The sequence below is a fragment of the Bathymodiolus japonicus methanotrophic gill symbiont genome, from assembly GCF_019721995.1.
Lineage (GTDB): Bacteria > Pseudomonadota > Gammaproteobacteria > Methylococcales > Methylomonadaceae > Methyloprofundus.
The window spans coordinates 1-17,653 of sequence record NZ_BLYC01000055.1 but is presented as its reverse complement, the minus strand read 5'-3'; the positions used below and the strand labels follow the sequence as shown (position 1 = coordinate 17,653).

The following is a 17,653-nucleotide window of genomic DNA, read 5'->3' as shown; positions in this document are numbered from 1 at the left end:
ATTAAAGCCCTATAAAGAATCTCCCGGCTAAAGGTTTCATCTTTATAGTGCGTAGTAAAAATAAGTCCTGCTCCCCATCAAAATTAATTTTGATGGGGAGCAGGACTTATTTTTACTACGCACTATAAAGATGAAACCTTTAGCCGGGAGATTCTTTATAGGGCTTTAATTGCTAGACAACTATGAGGACAACACAGAGCATCTAACAAGATTTTCCAATACTACAAGTGCATTATATCATGTATTTCAAGAAAGTCTAGTTGTTCTGCTAAAAAGTATGAATAAACTACATAAAAACACCCCCATTCAAGATAACACCGATTGTGCCACTGGGGTATCTACATCAAAAACAAAACGTCAAGCGAACCCTACACCTGATTGTGAAGGCATCGGCAACGTTTCATACATGCCCCGGGTAAACACTCCGACAAACCACTCTAATAAACCCCTTGATGATGTTATTGGTCGGATTAGATCCCCTAAATATGAGCCGGTTACTCAATCATTAAGGGATTTGCGAGAGAAAAGTGAGAAAGCTTATAAAAAACAAAAGGCGATTGTTTGTGAGGCTGTTAGCTTCAACGGTACATTCAAGTTAGGTCAGCCCGTAAAAAATGGGACTTTCGAGAAATCGAGCGGTTTATTGATTGTAGACCTAGACCATCTGGAAGATGTTCACTTAGCTAAGTCGGACTTGATAACAAAACCTAATATTGTTTTTTGCTTTATCAGTCCCTCGGGCGATGGTTTAAAGCTAGGGGTTCGGGTTGATGCTAGTCTAATTAATAACGATGCAGACTTTAAGCAGGCTTATTTTCAGATAGAGTCGATATGGTTCTGTCGCAATAATTATCAAAAGCGCAGACCTCCTGGTATTCAGGCATAACTATCCTGCTAAAGCCATAAACTGCTTATAAGCAGGAATACTTTCCTCAGACAACTGTCCCTTTCGGATCATATGTGCCGTTTCAATTCCATCAATGGTTGCTTGAGCGGAGTGAAACGCTTTAAAGCCCATCATCCGCTGAAAATCCTGGAAACGGAGCTTTAGCGAAGTGAAGATTTTTAGTCCGCGATAGCCGTAGGGCCGTTGTTTTGTCGGAGTCTGAGCGTTAGCGAAGGTGGAGACAAAATAAAAGGCCATCCGACACGGCGTCAAGTCATTTGGAGCCTATGTTCCGACCCCTTGTTGGGTCGGGACGAGGTGACGAGGACGAATCGGGGCCGCCGGAGGCATAAGTGGTCGCGTTAAGTTTTTGCTGCTTGCTTGGGCTGGGATATAGCACCCCAAAGAGTCAAGACAGATTTTTCAACAATCCTTATTCCATATTCCTAAGCCGCTTCATTCTGCTGTTCATTAGCTAAAATACTTTCTCTATATACATTCATTGGTTTTTTATAGTCCAGGGTTTCATGAAACCGTTGATGATTATAAAACTCAATATAGTCATCAACATCTTCTATTAACGCTCTAATTGAACCATATTCATTTAAATAAATACGCTCACATTTTGCACTTCGCCAAAACCGTTCAATACAAATATTATCCGTTGCTCGTCCTTTTCCATCCATAGAAATAGTAATGCCTTTGTTTTTTAGTCGTTGGGTATGAATTTCACTGGTGTATTGACTGCCTTGATCCGTATTAAAAATTTCAGGTGTTCCGTAGAGAGAAAGCGCTTCATCTAATACATCCATAACTAAAAAAGAATCCATTGTGTTTGATATTTTATGGGCGAGCACTGCTTTTGAGTGCCAATCAATAATCGCCGCTAAATAAACCATCCCTTCTTTGGTTTTAATATAGGTTATATCTGTACTCCAAACTTGGTTAGCGTGTGATATATCAAGATCTCTAAGCTTATAAGTATATTTTTTATGTTCTTTTATGGGGATCGTTGTATTGACTTGTTTTACCGCTAATACGGCTTTCAAGCCCATCTGCTGCCGATAACTCGCCACCGTGTTTAAACTGACTTTAAAACCACCTTCAAGCAACTGCTGGTGTACTTTAGCCGCACCATAAATAGGGATGTCTTTAAAAATGTGATTAATCTGAGTTTTGATCTCTTCTTTCTTTTTATTCTCTCTTTTTTTGTAATAGAGATTGCTTCTATTTAATCCTAATAATGCACACTGCTGTGTTAGAGGTAGAGTGTTAAGCTTGGGCTCAATCAACTGTTTTCTATCAGATGAGTCCAAGCTTTTTAGCTTTTTTTCGAGCCACTCCTTTTCAACCGTCATTTTTCCTACGATTTTTGTGAGCATCTCATTTTGTTCTTGAGCTGCTAATAGATCCTCTTTGTAATCTTTAACGGCTTTGGAGGGCTCCATTGCTATTTCTGCATTGTCTAAGAATATTTTTTTCCAGTTTTGTAGGTTCTTAGGTGTGATGTTATTTGCACTGGCAATTTCTTGCAGTGTTTTTTCATTCTTTAAAACTTCTAATACCAACTTGCTTTTAAATTCAGCACTGTAGACCGTTCTTTTTCTGCTCATTTTAATACTCCAATTTTTTACAAATAGTAACTAATTTGGAATAAGATTGCTTTGATTTCTTGTCTGGATTTGCTGGGGGATTATATAATTAATTCTTGCCCTAAATGTGGCAAAGAAATGATACTAGGAACTGCTAATCGTGGAGATAATCAAGGAAAGAAATTTTGGGGTTGTAGTGAGTATCTGAAATGTCGTACAGTTCAGCTGTTATCCTAAATATAAAATTAATTACTACTTAACAAGCCATGACTCCCTTATCAGACAAAGACCTCTATTCAGCCATCACTTACGCCCGAAACCTTAATGAAATTGAAGGCCAGCAAATCCTTACTGACTTCCATATTGAACAACCTGCCCTATCAGGAACAATATTTAATATTTTTTCTGGAGTTATTGATAATAATAATCGAGATATGGGTGCTTACTTTATGGATTTATGTTTCGATTCTTTGTGTGTTTATAGCTATGCTTTTGGTAAAGCTAATTCACAAACAGAAGAATGGATCATTGAAAAAATGGGAGAGATTCAGGCTGGTTTAACGGCTATTAAAAATAATCAAATCACCCTACCCCAATTTACTATTGTGCAGCGTAAATTTTATGATGTGTTAAAAGACTCTATCGCTGAAAATCCTGGAAACGGAGCTTTAGCGAAGTGAAGATTTTTAGTCCGCGATAGCCGTAGGGCCGTTGTTTTGTCGGAGTCTGAGCGTTAGCGAAGGTGGAGACAAAATAAAAGGCCATCCGACACGGCGTCAAGTCATTTGGAGCCTATGTTCCGACCCCTTGTTGGGTCGGGACGAGGTGACGAGGACGAATCGGGGCCGCCGGAGGCATAAGTGGTCGCGTTAAGTTTTTGCTGCTTGCTTGGGCTGGGATGCCCAAAACAAGCTTTCGCAAAAATAGCGACTCCCCGATGTTGATTATGCTAATGAGCACCCTGCTCCTATTCCTTATATAGAAATGACTCAAAATATGATGCTGGCAACGCTAAACTTAATTGAGAGTTTGTACGTAAAGAAAAATAAAACGCTGCACTAAAATTCTCTATCTTTTAGTATTTTAAGAAGAGTTGTATGCCAAAGGCATTTATTAATTTATACCGCCCCCTCCCACCAAAAGTCCCCATTGTGTTTATTGATGGCAATAAACACTTACAAGATTTAGCATCCCCTATTATTGGTTTTCAACTATAAGGGGCTTTTAGTGTTTGGGTGTCGTCGGCTATAGATTAAATGAGAAGAGGTATCTAATTGGAAAACAAAACTAAATTCATTCTGAGCATCATAAATAGACAATATGATATGGTATGATATGACTTCATATTATTTCATACGATTTGAAATGATATGGTATGACATAATTCAATATGAGATGAGATGATTATTTTAATCGGTGGAGAAAAAGGTGGTACTGGTAAAACAACCATTGCAACCAACATGGCTGCAATGAGAGCTTTAACAGGTCGTGATGTATTGTTAATCGATACTGATCCTCAAGGTAGTGCAAATTATTGGGCACAAAGTAGAGATGAGGAAGGCATTACGCCTCGTGTTGCTTGTGTTCAAAAATTCGGAAAAGGCCTACCTAAAGAAGTTCAAGATTTAGCAAGCCGCTACGAAGATATTATTATTGATGCTGGTGGTCGTGATTCAATTGAGTTACGTTCAGCATTAGTTGTTACTGAAAGATTATTTGTACCTATTCAACCTTCTCAATTTGATATTTGGACACTAAACCAAATGGAAGAACTGGTTGATACAGCAAAGGCATTTAATCCTGATTTAGTTGCTAAAGTAATTATCAGTAGGGCATCTACAAACCCATCTGTTCATGAATCTAATGATACGGCTAAATTATTAAATGACTTCGATAACCTAGATTTATCTGAATCAATCATTCGTGATCGTATTGCATACAGAAAGGCAGCGAAAGATGGTTTATCAATAGCAGAGTTGAAGCCTAAAGATCAAAAGGCAGCAGCGGAAATGGAATTATTGTACGAAGAGGTATTTGGCGATGAGTGAGTTAAAAAGTAAATTACCTGGTAAATCTAAATCTGCAGCTGATTTAGATGACTTTTTATCAGGTGCAGAGGAAAAAACAGCACCTAAAAAAGAAGCCGTGAAGAGAAAATACTCTTACTCTTGGGAAGATAAAGGTGTTCGTGATGATGTTAAGAAAACTTATAATTTAAGGCTATCAGAGCCTTATTTATTGAAGCTTAAATTTATTGCTGAAAACACACCAGATAGCATGCAGAAGTTTTGTATTGATTTAATAGAGAAAGAAATTGATAATAAAATCAAAGAGCTAACAAAGTAGTATGATTCGATATAGTCTCATATCATACTATATCATATTATTGCTATTCCCTAACCTCGTTACTGCTGGGAATAGCGAACCTATTTTTAATTCTATAAAACCTCACTCCATTACAATTATTGGCGAACAACACCGTCACCCTGAATCAATTGAGTTCTTTCAATCTTTAATAAAAGGTTACCTAAAAAAAGACTCTTGCCTTACGGTAGCTTTAGAAATAAATAGTAACCAACAGCCTATTATTGAAAAAATAGAGCGGGGGATGGCGGTTGCTTCTGATTTCGAAATATCACAAATTATTGACCAACCAGCATTACGGAGAATTATAGCACCCCAAAGAGTCAAGACAGATTTTTCAACAATCCTTATTCCATATTCCTAAGCCGCTTCATTCTGCTGTTCATTAGCTAAAATACTTTCTCTATATACATTCATTGGTTTTTTATAGTCCAGGGTTTCATGAAACCGTTGATGATTATAAAACTCAATATAGTCATCAACATCTTCTATTAACGCTCTAATTGAACCATATTCATTTAAATAAATACGCTCACATTTTGCACTTCGCCAAAACCGTTCAATACAAATATTATCCGTTGCTCTACAAAACCACCAAAGCTTAACACTAGACGACCTAAAATCTCGCCCGATAATGCCCAAATCACGTGACGCTTTTTACGTCAAGTGGATTATTTACCACATTCTAATTCCAGGAGTACTCAGCGGGCATTCCTGAAGCTTAGCCTTTCTGTTATCTGGGCTCCCTTCTGGCAGGGGATAAAAACCATTTTCTTCAATATCTCTTTCTATATTTTTTGTTGTTTCAATGAATTTTTTCAAAATATCTACATTTAATCCTTGAAAAGAAGCTGACTTAATTGCAATGATTTCAGTAGCTGCATTATCTAAGCTAATTTTACTGGGAAGATCGAGTGATATAGTTTCTTGAGTGGTCTTACCATGAGCCAGATTATCCCGCATAACAAAACAAGAAGTGGCAACTTGGTAAGTAGCACTGCCTATATAATCAGGTAGATTTACAGCTTTAAATAATTTTTTATGTATATCTTTCCGCCTACCTTTAGTTTCATTCCAGTCTTTGTAATAGATACGACCATAATGATTTAACATTGCCTCAATTGAAAAGGCTGTGAAAGTTATTCCAGTGACAATGTGGTGATCTATTTCCCACGAATCAGATGTACGCTCTGCTAGTTCTAGGCTAAATACCGCAATCTTAAAGCAGTCCCGTGCAGTTCTAGATTCAAGCTGAATAGTATATTCTTTCACAAACCCGCCCCTCCTCCGTTAGTAGCCTTCTGACTTCCAGCGCATTTAAGTTTAACGGCATACTCTCGAGTACTATAATTGCCCCAAGCATACTTTCCATAGGCTACCATCAAGGTCATATTACTGGACATGGATCGGTCTTCTTCGGTGGGTGAGTAGCCACTACTACCGCCAATAAACACCTCCTTTACTTTAAAATTATCCTGAGGCATGTACTTTTCTTCTTCCATATACTGAATATAGCTATCAATGCAGTGTAGTTTAAACGCCATATAGAGCATAGATGTTCGATCTTCATTCGCTGAAAATCCTGGAAACGGAGCTTTAGCGAAGTGAAGATTTTTAGTCCGCGATAGCCGTAGGGCCGTTGTTTTGTCGGAGTCTGAGCGTTAGCGAAGGTGGAGACAAAATAAAAGGCCATCCGACACGGCGTCAAGTCATTTGGATCCTATGTTCCGACCCCTTGTTGGGTCGGGACAAGGTGACGAGGACGAATCGGGGCCGCCGGAGGCATAAGTGGTCGCGTTAAGTTTTTGCTGCTTGCTTGGGCTGGGATGCCCAAAACAAGCTTTCGCAAAAATAGCGACTCCCCGAGGCCCAGCGAGCTTCGGGTTGAACAATGGTGTTACCAGCGTAGGATTTACGGCTAATGACTTCTCTGTATCCATCCTGATCGTGGGCAATTCGGAAGACCTCACCTCTAGATCTTATATTGGCGACACGAACTTTAGTCAGCTCGTCTTTTTTTCTTGAAAAGAAACCTTCGCCTATCTCTTCAGGTATAGGTTTGCCTGTGAAAATATCATACTTTTCTTGTGCAGCTACAATTTCTGCTGATTTGGGTGCTTCTTCGGTCTCAATTGCTTTACTGTACTCCAATACACCTATACCAACACCGGCAGTTATAACAGCTGCTATGGTAATTTTCTTAAACATAAATAACCTTGATTGCTTATTGAGCTTATTTTTTATATCGCTCATCGTTTTGTTTTTATTGTTTTTTTTGCTCTCAGCCTTTTTAGCTATCGCTAAGAACGTTTCTTTCGCTGATCTTTTTAGAGTAATTGTTTTAACTTCACCCACGGGAACGCCTTCAATATTTAGAGACAACTTAAATGTTTTTGCGATAAAAAGATCAGCTGCTAAAGAGAGAGGTATCTTCACTTCTTGGGACTTGAGGTAGCCAATAGCCGGAACTGCAGAAACATCCTCTCCATCACTTCCAGTGAAACTGGTTTGATGGTTGACATATTTGCATTCTAAGGGAATTGTTACGGCATGCCCGTTAATGCTAATAACCCCTTCAGTTGAAGAAAAGCCAAGGTAATCACATCGCTGGTAACTTGCCTGATAACCAGAACTGGCAGTCCAATCAACCGTTGATAAATCAGCCTCTACAGTAAACTCACCATCTTTCTCAATAAATGACATTTTCAACAAGCCACGAGATCCCCTTTTAACTTCTTCAACCAATACGAGAGTCCCAACTTTCTCTTTAATGCCATACCAGGCACCCTCTGTATTCTGAGTGATCTTTTTTGGCTTAAATGGGGACTTGATTAATTCCGCGCCCGACAGGGGGAAAGTAAGTGTCTTTTCAGCGTAACTTCTAGTTGGCGTTGAAAATTTGAATTTAAATGATTTGCTATTTAACAGAAGGTCATAAACGAATGCCATCCCTTTTTCTGTCTCTACGTGGTGTGAAAGCCAGTTATACTTATTGCACGTAAACCCAAGCTTGATATCAGTACCGTTAAGACTAGCTACCCCATACTCTTTGACATGAGATGAGTCACACTTCTTAGCCCATCTTCGTCACTATTGATGATGTAGTTGTTATAAATCAATTGGTTGAAATTTTAAAAAGTAGCTAGTTGGCACTACAGATTTTGTGTTTTTGTATAAAACGTTGGATTTTTTAGAGTATTTTTGTCGAATGTAAATTACACTCAAATAATGATGATTTTTTTGACAAAAGTCAATGAATTTATCGACAAAAATAATATAAATGGCACTACAAAACTTTCAAAAAAAACACCATTGATTTTCAGGCGCGCCATGCTACCTCACGAAATTCCGGGACTCCTGTCGCCGTAATTCGTTCACCTACGCAGCGAATAGGAGATGCTCCAGCCGCCCTGCGTCCGCCACAGACTGAGCACAAAGCAGCTCAGTCATGGCTACCACAAATGGCTCTACGGCTATTCGGGATAAAATTTTAGCCTCCCTCGCGCGCTATCGCGCACTTCGGATTGGCAAATTTCCCTGCGCCTTCTGGAGACTATCAGCCCGTCCGGGGCTGACAGCGAAAGAGAATTTTTCGACAAAAAATCGCTTAAACCGATGAATCAATGGCTTAGAAAGATGAAAGTGACGAAGATGGGTTAGGGCTATGGAAGGGGTTTGGTATTAACACCTCCTTACTAACAACGTTAACAGTGAAGCCACCGCCACTTAGAAATATTAAGCCTTTGGACTTGTCTTGGGAGACCCAAAGCTCCCAAGATTCAGCTGATGTATTCATTGAAACAAATGCCAGTAATATAACGACTAAAAACCTCATAAAAACTCACTTTTAAATTACGATTGATTAAATCTGGTTTAATTAGGGTTGAGGCTAAACCTACTACCTAATTTACAGTTGAAAAAATATAATGCGACGCTCAGGAGTATTTTTAGGCTTGCTCGCAAAGCGAGCCAAGCTTAAAAATATCTGTCTGGAGCTACTGGTTATCGGATTTTCGATAAGCGGTAGTTTTGGACAGTTCGGCTGGAGGCGCTTGTATGGATAATAAACCTTGTTTCAGGGTAAAGTGAGACCCAAGCTTTAGCAGCAACTAAAGCCTTCTTTTACAGCAGTTCGATGGATGCGTGGCTCCTCAATTGAGAGACCGGTAACAAGTGAGAACGCTGTATCAGACTCCAAGCATTAAACTCGGATAGTCAACTGGGTCTCGAACCCGAATTTGCAAGGCAGAGTCAGCTTATTATGAATACTAAAAACACACAAGAAGAAATCAATATTGGTGTTGATACAGGTAAACATCAACTCGATATTTATGTCCGTCCATTAGACATTTATTTTACCGTTACTAATGATGATGACGGAATTAAAAAGGCAGTTTCTGAAATTAAAAAATATCACCCTATACGGATTACTATTGAAGCAACGGGGCGATTAGAACATACTTTTATTTTAGCCTGCTCTAAAGCCAATTTACCCTTTGTGGTTGCCAATCCATTACACATCAAACGGTTTGCTGGAGCCATTGGTCGAATCGCTAAAACTGACCCGCTAGATGCTTAGTTAATTGCGCATTATGGTGAGGCAATTAAACCTAATCTGTCTCAAATAAAGCCTGAAAATATAAGGCTTATGAGTGATCTACTTTCTCGTAGAAGACAGTTAACAACCCTGCGAACGATGGAAAAGAATCGTTTAAAAATTATGCCGAAAACACTGGCTAGTTTGATAAATCCAAATTTAACAGCCATTAAAAATCAACTGATTAAAGTAGATGCTAAACTTCTGAAATTAATTGAAGAATGTCCAGAATATCAGGAGAAAAATGAGATTTTACAGAGCATGCCTGGCATTGGAAATGTTGTTGCTTTTAGCTTATTAGCTGACATGCCTGAACTTGGATCTATCAGCAGTAAAGAAGCTGCTGCATTAATTGGAGTGGCCCCTTTTAATCGAGAGAGTGGCTCGCATAAAGGGCAGCGAAGAATCAAAGGAGGCCGCTATCAAATTCGTACCGTCATGTTTATGGCGATGATGTCAGCAATACAGTGTAACCCTGTTTTTTAAACCAAATATGAGCAACTTTTAGCCCAAGGAAAACCTAAAAAACTCGCTCTTATTGCCTGTGTTAGAAAGATGATTGTGATACTCAACTCTATGCTGCGAGACGGTGTCAAATGGGAGCTTGATTATGCTAAATAATCACTTCTTGACACCATAGTCACTTGTTAGCTGTTAGCTGCTTCATAACGGACAACAATTCCTTCTGATAAAAGACGCATAACTTGTTTATTAATTTCTTTATCTTTCCCTGTAAACATACATAAGTCATATTTAGCACGGCTTATCATGATATAAATAGAATTTTCATTTGTACTATTAATTAGAGGCATCATTACTACAGGGAAACTTCTTCCAGAAATATCACCCATATTCACAAACATTGCAGAATGAGTTTCATCACCATCATATCCATATTTAATATCCTCCTTATCTAATATACTGGTCAACCTATCAAGGCTTGCCTCATTTTCATAGAAAATAACAGCGGGCATTGAGTCGGAAAATGTTTGAGAAATTAGTTTAACCTTATTTTTAACTAACACACAAAAATCAGATGCTTGATGTATTAAAGCCAACTGAGGCTTTTTAAAACCTTTCTGATTTTCAAAATATTCTTCGCCAATATCTGTTAATGGCTTACCAAGGATCAACTGACGAAAGTTAAAACTAAAATTACCTAATTCAAAAGTTTGCCTGAAATTATGGCTTAGGGTAAAAATATTAAGCTGATTATCCTTTGAAAACTCTTTTTCCAATACCCCCAGATTTTGCCAAGAACCAATACCATCAGGCTCTTCTTTCTGTAATTCATCTCCAGTCAATATAACATTATCTGCCATTAACCAAGCAAGGTATATATTTGATAGCGTTACATCTTGTGCCTCGTCAACGATTATTGTATTAAAAGCTGTAGGTTGCCCTACAAGCTTCTTAATATGCAATTGTAATAAATAATTTTCTTCTTCGCCTGATGTATAAATCGTTAAGAATTCCTCTGACAAGGCAGTGGTTCTTATCTTATTAATAGAAAACCTTATATTTTCAAGCGCTTTATCTTCTTTTTCTTTAGATTTTTTTGATACTTTATCTATTATGGAATTTCGTTTTTTCTTGAACTCTTCAGCCATATCCCTAATGTCAGCTTCTTCCCCCAGTGTTAGCGATGTAGTTTTCTCACTAGGCTGAAACATCCGTTTAATCGAAAATCGTCGCTTTTCTTTGTTATTTTTTTTTAGTCTTTTATCTTTTAATTCCTGTTTGTATGTCTCTATTTCAATCTTTATCTCATTTTTTCTTCTATTAATTTCATTTCTATTTCTTTTACAAAGGTCAACAAACTCGCCTCTAAGATTATGATATTTATTTAATATCTTGGTAATCTCGGGATATTTATCAAAACCCCTTTGTAATGACAAGTCATTATTACCTATATTTGAGAATATCCTAGATGACATGGAATCAACTTCTTTATTCAACACCATGAGAGACTCGTTTATATATGAAGCTATTTGCCAAGTGTTATCAATTATTGCGCTAATATCTCTCACATTATGTTGAAAAATATCTGACACAAATCCCTCCGCAGATTTTATTTTTAAACCACTTATACTTATTGTTTCGAGTAAATTATTAAACTCACTGATAACGCTTTCATTTTTTACTAAAACTAAAATCTTTTTAGATGAAACACTGCCGTGCTTCTGTAAAATTTTTATTTTTTGTAGCACAGTAGTTGATTTTCCCGTTCCAGCAGCACCATCAATAATATAGTTTCCTTCTCCATAAATTGCTTTTCCCTGCGCACCAGTAGGAATAATTTCTCCCATTCGCATAAATGCACGAGAATCAATTTTTTTATCTAAGTCCTTCCTCGTATGCGGTTTTTGTTTTTTTTCTTCCAGTTCTACTTTTGCGCTTTCAAAAAAAGCCTTACCTTCATCGGTTTCATACTGAACATCTATCAAATCATTTTCTATTGGGGTATAACGACCAATAAGATCAACTACACCATGTCGCGGATTTTCATCACCTAACTCAATACCTAGCAAAGGTTGAGCCCTCCAATCATCCCATGAAAATATTCTGTACCCACCATGTTCATTAGATGAAACTAGCACATCATGGAATTTACTCTTTGTTAAATAAAAGCTTACTTCCTCAAATTTTAACCTATGAAAAATTGGAGTATCAATATGTTTCATATAAGATTCAAAATCCATTTTTAAGTCTTTTTTGAAATTCAACATTGGTACTCCATTATTTTAATTTTACAGCTAATGCGACGCTCAGCAGTATTATCTGTATCTAGCTATCATACACCCTAACACCCACGTCCAGTAAATGGCTAGGATAGTAACCACTAAAGCACCTCCTTACACACAAGTCCTAAAATACGCCTTTTAGCTTTCTGGCCATTTGAATACCATATACGCAGTCCTGAATCCGCTGAAAACCGATCCAAATACTTTTCGCACCAGGGTCACCATCTGATTTACGCCCTAAAAAACCACCCAATGTCGCTAAATTTCTTAACACGGCATTCAGTGTAGGCACTTTTTTGGGTATCTTTTTGTCCAATAAACCATAAGATGATTTCCATTCTAAAGGATCAAAGATTAATTCAGCAGGCAAGTCAGGACAGATGCGACCTAAGCGCATAAGATACATCACCCGCCAAGCAATAACCATGGCCATGACTAAGGCTTTTTCAATGCGCTCTTTACTGGATAATTGAAGCTTTTCAACCTTGCAGACCCACTTTCAAAATATCAAAAAACATTTCTATTTCCCAGCGACAGCGATACCAGTCAATCAACTCACAGGCTTGATCTTCACTTTCTACCCTTCGATTGCTTAATAAGCGCCATATGAGCGGTGACTTCCCTTTAGGCGGGTTGATTTCTTTTGCCTGAACCAAAGTTACTTCAATACCTTCTTTCCCTTAGACTTTTCCTTTTTTATTTTTTCGATCTCATCTATAAGAATTTTCTTATGCGTTTTAAGTTCAGAAACATCATATACGATATCTTTTTCTTCACGGATTGCAATAAGTTCTTGTTTCATGTCCTCAAGCTCAATAACAGATTTTGATTTCTCTAGGTCATTAATCTCAGACTTTAACTGCTGAAGCTTTTGTTCTTTTTATGCAATTTCTTCCTGAGCGGCTTTTTCTGCTTCTAAAGTATTTTTTTTGAGCTCTTCTTCAAAATACCTACTTAGTAAGCTATCTCTATTTGTATTAACATAATTTTTTATTTTTTCTTGGCCTTCATCAGACCTTAAAAAATCAGATAGAATTTGTCCGAAACCTTCCATCTTGCCTAATTTATCAGGGAAACTAATTAGTCTTTTCTTCCGAAGTTCAAATACATCGTCTGGTATATGTGAATCACTAGAAAGTTGATTTAACTTGTCTTTTTATTGAGAAAATTGATTCCCAACTCCAATATTTTGATCCTTTAATAATCCTGATGCCCAGCGAATAATATTTTCATCACTGCTTAAATCTAGTAAAGTCGAAGATTCATGAGGTAAAAAATCACAATTAACCAAATACTTATTTCCCAATGCTGAGAAAATAACACCATCCGGTATTAAATCGTAATCAAAAACCTTCGTACTATGTGGAACGCCATTTATTCGCCCCCATTTTCCACCAAAAGGTTTATCTTGAGCCCTGTACTTGAAATAATATCCACCACTTTCTTCCCTATCACTTCCCTCTAGAACCTCTACAGGGCCAATAACTAATCTCCTACCACTCTCATTAGTACAAGAAATAAAGAACGCACTACAGGGGATAGAGTTAGAAAAACATACCATTCCATCACTTTGTGCAGGATCAGGGTAATCAGTATCAATTAACAAATTTACATCTAAGGATTTCGAAAATGGTAGTGGGTTAAACCTGTGTTTAGCATGAGAGCAATAGAATAAGAAAGTGATTTATTGCATAATTCCCTCATGAAATATTATCAAGAAATCACCTGCCCTAACTGTACTAATTCCAACCTGATGAAATCAGGTAGTAGCGATCGTGGTGTGCAGCGATATCGTTGCCAGACCACAGCTTGCTCAACCAACACCTTCATGTTGGAATATTGTTATAAAGCATGTGAATTTGGAACCAAAGAACACGTTGTCGAAATGGCTATCAATAGTAGTGGCACTCGAGACACGGCTAGGGTTCTTAAAATCAATAAAAATACGGTGACTCGTACTTTAAAAAACAAAGAAAACAGTCTTGTTCAAGTGAACCCTCTTTTTCAGACCTTTGATCAAGGGAAACCATTGGAAGTCAGACTAGAACAGGTCTGCTGTGATGAAGCCGAAATGGATGAACAGTGGTCTTTTGTAGGAAATAAAAGCAATCAACGCTGGCTATGGCATGCTGTTGATCATAAAACCAACACGGTACTCGCTTATGTTTTTGGCAAGCGTAAGGACATTGTTTTCAAAGAATTAAAAGCGTTACTTTTGCCTTTAAATATCAGTCGTTATTACACCGATGACTGGGGCGCTTATGAACGTCATCTCGATGCTGAGAAACATGAAATAGGTAAGAAAAACACCCAAAAAATTGAACGTAAAAACTTGAATTTTAGAGCATGGATAAAACGATTAACTCGTCGAACAATCTGCTTCTCTAAGTTAGAGAAAATGCATGATATTGTGATTGGTCTGTTAATAAATAAGGTGGAATTTGGCAGGGATATTCATGCAAAAACACAGATTTAACCCACTACCCAGCTTCAAAGGCACTCACTTTCCAAAAGATGTCATTCTTTATGCTGTTTTCTTTTATGTCAGGTATGGCGTTTCGTATCGCGACCTTGAAGAAATTAATGATGCACAGATAAACCAGCTTGAATCACTCACACATACCCTGCGGATTGAGACTCATGATAGCAGGTAACGCGGAGAAGTGAACTTTATGCGACAGAACCCAGAATCTTAAAAAGACCGAATAGGGCGTATGCTAAGGGCAATGTCTTTATAGACGACACCGTTATGAGGCACATACTCTTTGTCGCTAGTATAGGTAAAATGCGTCACGTACGCACTCGTATCACTCCACTCCGTCGAACTCCAGTATGATTCAAATTGCCGAGGAAAGTACCCTAAATCGTGTAGGTATAAATTACTGTAAATTAAATTTAGTTCATCTTTTGACGGCAAAAACCAATCGTTGTACCCATTATGCTCATAAGAACTTACTAGTTTAGCTGCAACCCGGTCGTTTACCTGGCCTGGGTGCTTGCACTGAGTATGTATGATCGCCCTTGTATTTTGCTTTCCTGTATTGATCTCTACACCATTTGCTCCAGTCTTTGTATCAGAACACCCCCATGTATATTTTTGTAGATTCCTTGGAGCTACTTCTAAGCCATGAGCGCCTCCATCGGTAACATAAAACACCCAACCTCCAGCTGGACCCGTATCACCAATTGCATATCCCGGATCTCCTGCATCTACATTAATGCGAATAAATGAACCTGAGTTAAAGGATAGCCCTTGAACATTTATGGAAAGTTGATTCCCAACAAACTTAACATTACCATCAGTTAACGGAAGTGTCGTGACTGATCTATCAATTGTAGCGCTTGTGATATCGACAGGTAGAGAATCATTACTGAACTCAAAAATATAGGTATTTTGAAATGCGTGTGAAAACTTTCCCGAATCAGTGTAATCAAATTGAATAAAGTCATTCCCAACATTCACACCAACAATTATCATTGGGTACATATCTACATCAATTACACTATAATAGTTTTCATGATTATGCTGGTAACTAACAGAATCGCCAGGTTTACCATCAGCGATAGCAGCTAGGCTTTTATCACTTGGAAATTCAACGCCTGGTTCAACGATAGCTCTAGGCACACCAAGCGTTGTGGTGTTCGCTTGTCCTCCTGTGTCTGCTTGATACTTAGTTTTAAACACAACTTCAGCACCTACTAACCCAGCATTACATGATTGATTTAAGGAAATAAATAGTAATGAAGTTAATAATAGTTTTTTCATTGTCAATACCTTCGCCAAACTGAAAAGAAGTTTTAATGGTTCTGTCGCAAGAACTTATTATGACGGTAAAGATTGGTCATAATCATATTTTGGACGATCCCTACGGACCGGGCTTTTCGTTCCAATGAAACAAACGGCTGAGTAAGTTCAGCTAACGGTCAAGCAAGTTCCGTCCCTCCACTTTCTTGGCCGAAGCTTCCCTAACGGTTCTGTCGCAAAAAAAACAAAATCACCTTATTACCTAGCCGATCATAAGATTTAATTTCTAATAAGTACCCCCCCCCAGCTCTGCTGGGGGACTCATAAAGTTTGACAATTACGGGAATCATCGTGAGTCTCCCTATTTGTGAACCGCCGAAAGTTCAAAAGATAAGGAAACAAACGATGAATGGTTCTGTCACAATAATTATCAAAAGCACAGACCTCCTGGTCTTCAGGCATAACTATCCTGCTAAAGCCATAAACTGCTTATAAGCAGGAATATTTTCCTCAGACAATTGGCCCTTTCGGATCATATGTGCCGTTTCAATTCCATCAATTGTTGCTTGGGCGGAGTGAAACGCTTTAAAGCCCATCATCGGTTTTGTTATTTTTTTGATAAAGCGATGATCCTGTTCGATGATGTTATTCAAATATTTAACTTGTAATATGTCAATCATAGTGGCAAACCCAGCGAGGATTAACAAGAGGTTAATATTGGCTAATCCTGCATAGTTAGCGCCACTTTTATCCATAACGACCTTATCAGGAAAGCCATTATTGTTAATCGTTTGTTTGAAAAATGCGGTTGCAGCCTCTTCATCACGGTGCTCAGAAAGCATGAAATCAAGTGTATCCCCGTGACTATCAACAGCTCGGTATAAATAGGTCCACTGACCCTTCACTTTGATATACGTTTCATCCATGCGCCCCGATTTATTGGTTTCTCGTTTCTGAGATTTAGCTTTTACAGCAATGGCAGGAGAATAACGGATAACCCAACGATTGAGCGTAGCATGATCCACTTCAACACCTCTTTCTTCCATAATTTCTTCAAGGTCGCGATACGAAACGCCATACCTGACATAAAAGAAAACAGCAAAAGAATGATATCTTTTTGAAAGTGAGTGCCTTTGAAGCTGAGCATGTGATCCACCTTTTATTGAAATTGATAATTATGATAGCAGATAACGTCGGGAAGGGGAATTTATGCGACAGAACCGGCTGACAGCGTTTGTTTGAAAAATGCGGTTGCAGACTCTTCATTACGGCGCTCAGAAAGCATGAAATCAAGCGTATCCCCGCGACTATCAACAGCTCGGTATAAATAGGTCCACTGACCCTTAACTTTGATATACGTTTCATCCATGCGCCACGATTTATTGGTTCCTCGTTTCTGAGATTTAGCTTTCACAGCAATGGCAGGAGAATAACGGATAACCCAACGATTGAGCGTAGCATGATCCACTTCAATACCTCTTTCTTCCATAATTTCTTCAAGGTCGCGATAGGAAACGCCATACCTGACATAAAAGAAAACAGCATAAAGAATGACATCTTTTGGAAAGTGAGTGCCTTTGAAGCTGAGCATATGATCTACCTTTTATTGAAATTGAGAATTATGATAGCAGATAACGTCGGAAAGGGGGATTTATGCGACAGAACCTGAAAATCGACAGAACTTAGATTAATAAATAAATTGACACTGCAAAGGATATAGAGAAA

23 protein-coding genes and 3 pseudogenes are annotated in these 17,653 nt (G+C 38.1%); 8 read left to right on the top strand and 18 right to left on the bottom strand.

Annotated elements, in window-relative coordinates:
* The first annotated feature begins 277 nt into the window (after nt 1–277).
* Nucleotides 278–886 (top strand): BT4734/BF3469 family protein, encoded by a 609-nt coding sequence (locus tag K6984_RS27030; protein WP_221898191.1) that lies wholly within the window; start codon nt 278–280, stop codon nt 884–886.
* Here the strand turns inward: K6984_RS27030 and K6984_RS27025 are convergent.
* Together K6984_RS27025 and K6984_RS27020 are read right to left on the bottom strand one after the other, a co-directional pair.
* A pseudogene (locus K6984_RS27025) lies at nt 887–1,021 on the bottom strand (IS6 family transposase); the annotation flags it as partial.
* 311 nt (nt 1,022–1,332) lie between these two features.
* A complete protein-coding gene (locus K6984_RS27020; RefSeq protein ID WP_087870166.1) occupies nt 1,333–2,499 on the bottom strand; it encodes an IS3 family transposase in 1,167 nt (388 codons plus the stop codon).
* Nucleotides 2,500–2,744: 245 nt separating this feature from the next.
* Here K6984_RS27020 and K6984_RS27010 point away from each other — a divergent pair, with 245 nt between their 5' ends.
* A complete protein-coding gene (locus K6984_RS27010; protein ID WP_221898190.1) occupies nt 2,745–3,158 on the top strand; it encodes a hypothetical protein in 414 nt (137 codons plus the stop codon).
* Here K6984_RS27010 and K6984_RS35165 read toward each other — a convergent pair.
* Nucleotides 3,118–3,243, bottom strand: coding sequence for a hypothetical protein (locus K6984_RS35165; RefSeq protein WP_263458618.1), 126 nt, complete (start codon nt 3,241–3,243; stop codon nt 3,118–3,120). The genes K6984_RS27010 and K6984_RS35165 overlap by 41 nt on opposite strands.
* Before the next feature lie 27 nt (nt 3,244–3,270).
* Nucleotides 3,271–3,399: a hypothetical protein gene (locus K6984_RS35160; RefSeq protein WP_263458596.1), complete on the bottom strand. Its 129-nt coding sequence runs from the start codon at nt 3,397–3,399 to the stop codon at nt 3,271–3,273.
* Nucleotides 3,400–3,878: 479 nt separating this feature from the next.
* On the opposite strand from K6984_RS35160, the gene K6984_RS27005 reads away from it, so the two are divergent.
* Complete coding sequence (locus K6984_RS27005; protein ID WP_221897211.1) at nt 3,879–4,526, top strand: nucleotide-binding protein; 648 nt, start codon at nt 3,879–3,881, stop codon at nt 4,524–4,526.
* Nucleotides 4,519–4,824: a hypothetical protein gene (locus K6984_RS27000; RefSeq protein ID WP_221897236.1), complete on the top strand. Its 306-nt coding sequence runs from the start codon at nt 4,519–4,521 to the stop codon at nt 4,822–4,824. Before K6984_RS27005 ends, K6984_RS27000 begins: the two co-directional genes overlap by 8 nt.
* A 378-nt stretch (nt 4,825–5,202) precedes the next feature.
* Here the strand turns inward: K6984_RS27000 and K6984_RS26995 are convergent, their stop codons facing one another.
* The 5 genes from K6984_RS26995 to K6984_RS26980 all read right to left on the bottom strand — a co-directional run bounded on the left by K6984_RS26995 (nt 5,203) and on the right by K6984_RS26980 (nt 7,791).
* Nucleotides 5,203–5,484 carry an integrase core domain-containing protein gene (locus K6984_RS26995; protein ID WP_221898189.1) on the bottom strand — a complete coding sequence of 94 codons (282 nt, stop codon included), beginning with the start codon at nt 5,482–5,484 and terminating at the stop codon, nt 5,203–5,205.
* A gap of 33 nt (nt 5,485–5,517) precedes the next feature.
* Entirely contained in the window at nt 5,518–6,114 is a 597-nt protein-coding gene (locus K6984_RS26990; RefSeq protein ID WP_221898188.1) for a hypothetical protein, read from the bottom strand.
* 187 nt (nt 6,115–6,301) lie between these two features.
* A complete protein-coding gene (locus K6984_RS26985) occupies nt 6,302–6,535 on the bottom strand; it encodes a hypothetical protein (protein ID WP_221898187.1) in 234 nt (77 codons plus the stop codon).
* Between the two features lie 27 nt (nt 6,536–6,562).
* Nucleotides 6,563–6,691 (bottom strand): hypothetical protein, encoded by a 129-nt coding sequence (locus tag K6984_RS35155; RefSeq protein ID WP_263458596.1) that lies wholly within the window; start codon nt 6,689–6,691, stop codon nt 6,563–6,565.
* On the bottom strand, nt 6,640–7,791 hold the full coding sequence (locus tag K6984_RS26980; protein WP_221898186.1) for a hypothetical protein: 1,152 nt from the start codon (nt 7,789–7,791) through the stop codon (nt 6,640–6,642). The genes K6984_RS35155 and K6984_RS26980 overlap by 52 nt, the downstream gene beginning before the upstream one ends.
* 499 nt (nt 7,792–8,290) lie before the next feature.
* Between K6984_RS26980 and K6984_RS26975 the strand changes: the two genes are divergently transcribed.
* Both K6984_RS26975 and K6984_RS26970 read left to right on the top strand, forming a co-directional pair.
* Nucleotides 8,291–8,461: a hypothetical protein gene (locus K6984_RS26975; protein ID WP_221898185.1), complete on the top strand. Its 171-nt coding sequence runs from the start codon at nt 8,291–8,293 to the stop codon at nt 8,459–8,461.
* Nucleotides 8,462–9,103: 642 nt separating this feature from the next.
* Nucleotides 9,104–10,060: pseudogene (locus K6984_RS26970) on the top strand (IS110 family RNA-guided transposase).
* Nucleotides 10,061–10,086: 26 nt separating this feature from the next.
* Here the strand turns inward: K6984_RS26970 and K6984_RS26965 are convergent.
* The 6 genes from K6984_RS26965 to K6984_RS26940 form a co-directional block, all read right to left on the bottom strand.
* A complete protein-coding gene (locus K6984_RS26965; RefSeq protein WP_221898184.1) occupies nt 10,087–12,123 on the bottom strand; it encodes a DEAD/DEAH box helicase in 2,037 nt (678 codons plus the stop codon).
* A 184-nt stretch (nt 12,124–12,307) separates the two neighbouring features.
* Entirely contained in the window at nt 12,308–12,616 is a 309-nt protein-coding gene (locus K6984_RS26960) for an IS4 family transposase (RefSeq protein ID WP_221898183.1), read from the bottom strand.
* Between the two features lie 46 nt (nt 12,617–12,662).
* A complete protein-coding gene (locus K6984_RS26955) occupies nt 12,663–12,839 on the bottom strand; it encodes a hypothetical protein (protein WP_221898182.1) in 177 nt (58 codons plus the stop codon).
* A gap of 2 nt (nt 12,840–12,841) precedes the next feature.
* Complete coding sequence (locus tag K6984_RS26950; RefSeq protein WP_221898181.1) at nt 12,842–12,985, bottom strand: hypothetical protein; 144 nt, start codon at nt 12,983–12,985, stop codon at nt 12,842–12,844.
* A 78-nt stretch (nt 12,986–13,063) separates the two neighbouring features.
* A complete protein-coding gene (locus K6984_RS26945; protein ID WP_221898180.1) occupies nt 13,064–13,237 on the bottom strand; it encodes a hypothetical protein in 174 nt (57 codons plus the stop codon).
* Between the two features lie 102 nt (nt 13,238–13,339).
* Complete coding sequence (locus K6984_RS26940) at nt 13,340–13,789, bottom strand: hypothetical protein (RefSeq protein WP_221898179.1); 450 nt, start codon at nt 13,787–13,789, stop codon at nt 13,340–13,342.
* Nucleotides 13,790–13,885: 96 nt separating this feature from the next.
* Between K6984_RS26940 and K6984_RS26935 the strand changes: the two genes are divergently transcribed.
* Both K6984_RS26935 and K6984_RS26930 read left to right on the top strand, forming a co-directional pair.
* Complete coding sequence (locus tag K6984_RS26935; protein ID WP_221894694.1) at nt 13,886–14,659, top strand: IS1 family transposase; 774 nt, start codon at nt 13,886–13,888, stop codon at nt 14,657–14,659.
* A complete protein-coding gene (locus K6984_RS26930; RefSeq protein WP_221898193.1) occupies nt 14,640–14,837 on the top strand; it encodes a hypothetical protein in 198 nt (65 codons plus the stop codon). The genes K6984_RS26935 and K6984_RS26930 overlap by 20 nt, the downstream gene beginning before the upstream one ends.
* 38 nt (nt 14,838–14,875) lie before the next feature.
* On the opposite strand, the gene K6984_RS26925 is transcribed toward K6984_RS26930, so the two are convergent.
* From K6984_RS26925 to K6984_RS26915, 3 genes and pseudogenes are all read right to left on the bottom strand, one after another.
* Nucleotides 14,876–15,955, bottom strand: coding sequence for a DUF1566 domain-containing protein (locus K6984_RS26925; protein ID WP_221898178.1), 1,080 nt, complete (start codon nt 15,953–15,955; stop codon nt 14,876–14,878).
* 437 nt (nt 15,956–16,392) lie between these two features.
* Nucleotides 16,393–17,075 (bottom strand): IS6 family transposase gene (locus K6984_RS26920; protein ID WP_420831731.1). Its coding sequence is split into 2 segments (ribosomal slippage): nt 16,393–17,030 and nt 17,030–17,075, totalling 684 coding nucleotides; the frame shifts between segments, so codons are not numbered across the junction.
* Between the two features lie 66 nt (nt 17,076–17,141).
* Nucleotides 17,142–17,519: pseudogene (locus tag K6984_RS26915) on the bottom strand (IS6 family transposase); the annotation flags it as partial.
* Nucleotides 17,520–17,653 lie beyond the last annotated feature (134 nt).

Coding starts and splice junctions, on each gene's coding strand:
- K6984_RS27030 (WP_221898191.1), top strand. CDS start 278: ATGAATAAACTACATAAAAACACCCCCATTCAAGATAACACCGATTGT.
- K6984_RS27020 (WP_087870166.1), bottom strand. CDS start 2,499: ATGAGCAGAAAAAGAACGGTCTACAGTGCTGAATTTAAAAGCAAGTTG.
- K6984_RS27010 (WP_221898190.1), top strand. CDS start 2,745: ATGACTCCCTTATCAGACAAAGACCTCTATTCAGCCATCACTTACGCC.
- K6984_RS35165 (WP_263458618.1), bottom strand. CDS start 3,243: ATGGCCTTTTATTTTGTCTCCACCTTCGCTAACGCTCAGACTCCGACA.
- K6984_RS27005 (WP_221897211.1), top strand. CDS start 3,879: ATGATTATTTTAATCGGTGGAGAAAAAGGTGGTACTGGTAAAACAACC.
- K6984_RS27000 (WP_221897236.1), top strand. CDS start 4,519: ATGAGTGAGTTAAAAAGTAAATTACCTGGTAAATCTAAATCTGCAGCT.
- K6984_RS26985 (WP_221898187.1), bottom strand. CDS start 6,535: ATGGCCTTTTATTTTGTCTCCACCTTCGCTAACGCTCAGACTCCGACA.
- K6984_RS26980 (WP_221898186.1), bottom strand. CDS start 7,791: ATGGCATTCGTTTATGACCTTCTGTTAAATAGCAAATCATTTAAATTC.
- K6984_RS26975 (WP_221898185.1), top strand. CDS start 8,291: ATGGCTACCACAAATGGCTCTACGGCTATTCGGGATAAAATTTTAGCC.
- K6984_RS26965 (WP_221898184.1), bottom strand. CDS start 12,123: ATGAAACATATTGATACTCCAATTTTTCATAGGTTAAAATTTGAGGAA.
- K6984_RS26960 (WP_221898183.1), bottom strand. CDS start 12,616: ATGGCCATGGTTATTGCTTGGCGGGTGATGTATCTTATGCGCTTAGGT.
- K6984_RS26950 (WP_221898181.1), bottom strand. CDS start 12,985: ATGAAACAAGAACTTATTGCAATCCGTGAAGAAAAAGATATCGTATAT.
- K6984_RS26945 (WP_221898180.1), bottom strand. CDS start 13,237: ATGGAAGGTTTCGGACAAATTCTATCTGATTTTTTAAGGTCTGATGAA.
- K6984_RS26935 (WP_221894694.1), top strand. CDS start 13,886: ATGAAATATTATCAAGAAATCACCTGCCCTAACTGTACTAATTCCAAC.
- K6984_RS26930 (WP_221898193.1), top strand. CDS start 14,640: ATGCAAAAACACAGATTTAACCCACTACCCAGCTTCAAAGGCACTCAC.